Origin of the sequence: uncultured Ellagibacter sp., assembly GCF_934636505.1 — a bacterium.
Taxonomy (GTDB): Bacteria; Actinomycetota; Coriobacteriia; order Coriobacteriales; family Eggerthellaceae; genus Ellagibacter.
In genome coordinates this window covers 1-4,015 of sequence record NZ_CAKUAL010000106.1, presented here as the reverse complement: position 1 = coordinate 4,015, position 4,015 = coordinate 1, and the positions used below count along the sequence as shown (strand labels likewise).

General features: G+C 60.9%; 4 protein-coding genes. All 4 read right to left on the bottom strand.

The window, feature by feature from the left end; all coding sequences use genetic code 11:
- A partial coding sequence (locus Q0G18_RS09020) for a hypothetical protein (RefSeq protein ID WP_297152253.1) occupies positions 1 to 359 on the bottom strand: 359 nt, incomplete at its 3' end.
- Between the two features lie 125 nt (positions 360 to 484).
- Positions 485 to 1,009 carry a hypothetical protein gene (locus tag Q0G18_RS09015; protein WP_297152250.1) on the bottom strand — a complete coding sequence of 175 codons (525 nt, stop codon included), beginning with the start codon at positions 1,007 to 1,009 and terminating at the stop codon, positions 485 to 487.
- 2 nt (positions 1,010 to 1,011) lie between these two features.
- Complete coding sequence (locus tag Q0G18_RS09010; RefSeq protein ID WP_297152247.1) at positions 1,012 to 1,821, bottom strand: MotA/TolQ/ExbB proton channel family protein; 810 nt, start codon at positions 1,819 to 1,821, stop codon at positions 1,012 to 1,014.
- Between the two features lie 12 nt (positions 1,822 to 1,833).
- Positions 1,834 to 4,015 (bottom strand): S-layer homology domain-containing protein (locus tag Q0G18_RS09005; RefSeq protein ID WP_297152244.1); only part of this gene is annotated, 2,182 nt, incomplete at its 5' end.

Sequence of the window (4,015 nt, the reverse complement as noted above, 5' to 3'; positions counted from 1 at the left end):
GTGCAGGTGAACTGCAGCTTGGCGCCTTCCGTCCAGTATGCGGAAGCGCCTGCGTCGGCAATGAGCTTGTCAAACTCGACGAGCTTCTTGACGGCGAGAACGTTCACATTGTCGTTTTTGGTGTACTGGTAGCCTGCATCGACCTCGGTCGCGAGAGCCGCGAACTCCTCGGCAGTGTAGGACTTCAAGAGGGCGGTGTTGCCCGCCTCATCCTCGACGTAGACAGCCATCGTGCCATCGGCGGCAGTTGACGTGTCTCCCTTTCCATCGAGACCGAATGCAAGGCTCGGCAATGCGAGTGCCGTGGCGAGCACGAATGCAAGCGCAATATGCCAGGCCTTTTTGGCGTTCGATAACATGGAAACCTCCTTTTCCTTCTTTCTATTTCCCTACTCCTATATTCCAAAACCCAAATATACAGGTTTGTGGATAGTATAGCGCGAAATATCCCCAATAGAGATAAAACTCGGTAAAGGATAGTTCGCTAGTCGGCCCCGGCGCTTCTGTCGGGGGCAGCTGCGCTCGACGAGGAGCCGCTCGCGCTGGTGGAACCCGAGGGGCTCGCGGCACGGGACTTGCTGGTTGAGCTGGAACTCGATGAGCTAGAACTCGCGCTCGACGAGTCGGATTTTGCCGTCGAGTCGCTTGACGAGGCACTTTGGCTCGAAAGGTCGTCGTCCATCGCGTCTTTGTCCTCGGTGACCATGTAGTACTTGCCGGTCTTCGGGTCCTGGTACACCATGCCCTTTTCGACGTAGGCGTTGCCCGCGTCGGCCATGTCCTCAGGCATGTCCTCGGGCGTGTCGATCGCTTCGAGCTGCTTGTCTTGAAGCTCGGAGAGGGGGGTGAAGTCGATGTTCCAGACGGTGACGAGCGCCATCATGAGACCGCACGCGAACACGAGCATGATGTCTGCGATGTTGGCCACCGACGCCATGGGATCGGCATCGTCTTTCGAGCGCAGGTGCCCTCCGCGCAGCCCGCCGCCGTTTCGCAATCCGTGCGCCATGGTTATTCGCCTTCCTTGGAGGGGATGGCGTCGGTTTCGCGCGGCTCTTCGCCTGCAGCGCCGACGAGCTCCTTCAAAGAGATGCCCTTATCGCTCATTTCCTTCTCTGCGCGGGCGATAATGGCCTCCACGTCGACGCCGTCGCCGACGGTGGTCACAATACCTGCCTCGCGCTCCTTCTCAATCTTCTCGAGCATGGTGCACATGGCTGCCTCGAGCGCGCCGAGATAGTTCTCATACCAGTTGCCGCGGATACGGCCGACCACGTAGGCGACGCCCGCGGTGATAAGGCCGGCGACCGTGGTGTCGAAGGCGACGCCGATCGAGGCTGCGAGCACGTCGGTCTGTCCCTGGCCGAGGGCAACGATGCCGGGGCCGAGGGGGATCAAGGTGCCCATGAGGCCGAACATGGGGGCGAGGCGCACAGCCGCGTCGGTTCGCCCGGTGATGCGCCCGTAGCGCAGCTCCTGGACGGCGAACAGGCGCTTCGCGAGTGTCTCAAGCGTTTCGCTCGGAAGCGAGCGGTAGCTCCACAGCGTGAGCAGCGACACCTTCTGGCGGCGCAGAAGGCCCGAGTCGATCACGACGTCGGCGAGGTCCTCTTCCTTCGCGCAGGCGATGGAGGTCAAGAACTTCGAAATCACGATGCGGAAGTTGCGCCGTTCGGTCACCGCTTCGACGATGACGCTTCCGATGAGGAAGACCGCGTAGATGATGAACGCGAGCAGGACGATGATGACGGGAGCCAGCAGCCCCTGCGCGACCGCATGGAGAATGTCGGTCAGGTAAAGTGCTTGTGCGATTTCGAGCATGGATCAGTCTTTCTAGGATTCGTGATGGGCAGGGGTTGATGCGAGCGCCTCGGGGTTTTCCGCAGTGCTCGCGGCGTTGTTCGCCGCGGCAACAGCTTTGGGGGAAGCGGCATCGGCGTTTGCGGGCGAGGCGTTCTCGCTGGTGGCGAGCACAGTCGCATCTGCGGTACTCAGGCTTTGACCCTTCTCGGTCGGCGGGGTGATGATCTGGTTGTCGGACGTGCAGTTCTTCATGATCTTGCCCATTTCACAGCGGTAGATGCTGCGGATCGGGGCGATGCTCTTCGTGCCGTCGGGGTTGTTGTAGCCCGTGATGACGCCGCGCGTAAGCGCCCAGGCCACGCCGTCTTTCGCCCATTCATCGACGAGGGAGGCATCGGGCATGGCGTCGAGCTTCGTGCGGTCGGTCTCTGCGGCGACGTCTACGCCGTTTTGCGACTTCGCGTAGTTCATGAGGATGAGGCACGCCTGCTCGCGGGTGACGGGGTCGTCAGGGCCGTAGCCGGTAGCGATGCCGGTTACAGGATCCTTGTAGCCGGTGATGATGCCGTTTTCGAATGCCCAGTTCACAGCACCCGTGTACCAAACGTTGTCCAAGACGTCGGGCAGGCCGGTCTCGTTTGCGGTCTTGTCGGGATCGCAGGCGGCTGCCGCATCAGGGTCGGCGAAGCGCCAGAGCACCATGGCCATCTGAGCGCGGGTAAGCTCGCCGTAGGGGAGGAACGTGGTGTCGTTTATGCCCTTGATGAGGCCCGAGTCTTTGCAGAACTTGAGCGTGCCGTCCTTCACGTACCAGTCGGTCGCGATGACGTCCTCGTAGCCGAGTTGGTCGGCCTTGTCGTAGATGACGAAGCTGCCGGTTGCTTTTCCGGTGTAGGAGCGCGAGCCGCGAACGGTGAAGGTGGCGGTGCCGATCTCCTTGTTGTTCTCGTACTTCACGTTGTAATCTTCGCCCTTGAGCTCGGTTCCGTCGGGAGCGTAGACCTTCACCGGTGTGATGTCTTTGCCGGTGTATGCCTGGTCGTTCACGACGATGGTGCAGTCGTCGATGCTCGTCGGCGCGGGCGCGTTCTGCCCGTGGATGATGAAGTACATGTTCACGAAGTTGTCGAAGTCGAAGGGCCGTCCGCCACCTTTGAAGCGCACGGTCACGCAACCGACCTCGTTTTTGCCAGGGTCGCCGACGTTGGCGTATTGCGTGTAGTTGCTCGAGCTCGTGTCGCAGTTGGGGTTGCCGTAGACGAGCTGGTAGTCGGTGCCCTCGACGAGCGTGTGTCCCTTGTAGGTCACCTTCGAGATGGTCGGCTTAATCGTCGAGCCGGTGTAGTTGAACACGGGGGCGCCGTTCTCGAACGCGATAGCCTTGTCGTTCCACTCGAGGTTCTCGCCGTCCCACACCATGTACTCGATGTCGACGTCGGTCATAAGGCTTGCCGGCGTGATCTTGAACAGGCCCTCGGTTTCGCCTGTGTAGGGAGCCGACTCGGTGGGGGAGATGACCACGGGGTAGTAGCCGTAGTGGTACACGCCGTCGGCAGACCACTCGGGTGCGGTCTGCGTCATGTTGATGCTCTTGTTAGGCGAGATGTAGCGCTCGACCATGGTCTGGCCTGCATACGTGGTATTCGATCCATTGTAGACGCAGGTCTTGAAGGTGTAGGTGAACCAGTCGGAGGGGAGCTTGTTGCCGTAGGCGTCGGTGACGGTGATGTCGTCTGCCGTGAGCGTTTTCTCCGAGTAGTCGAACTTGCTGCTCTTGATGGAGACGAGGCAGGTCGCAAGGTTGCCCTTCACGATGCTGTAGGTGCACACGTTGCTTTGCGTGCCCGCGTAGGAGCCGATGCCGACGATGCTCGCGCTGTAGCCGTCGCCGAGGTCGGTTGCTCCTTCTTGCGGTACCACGTAGAAGTCGACATCCTGGGTGAGGGTCTTTCCTCCCATGGTGACCTCAAGGCGCGGAATGGCTTCGCCGCCGGTGTAGGGCGCGTTCTCCGCGCACGTCGCCGTGACGCCTGAAAGCGGAGTGGTCGAGATGGAATTTGCGAAACACTTCAGGACGGGATAGCCATTGTTCTGCCCGCCGGTTGAGAGCACGAAGTAGTTGTCCCATTCGCCGCCGTTACGCTGCTTGTTGAGGGTGGCGACGGCGCTTGTGGCGCGCAGGTCGGTGGCGCTCACATACGCGCAGTTGGAA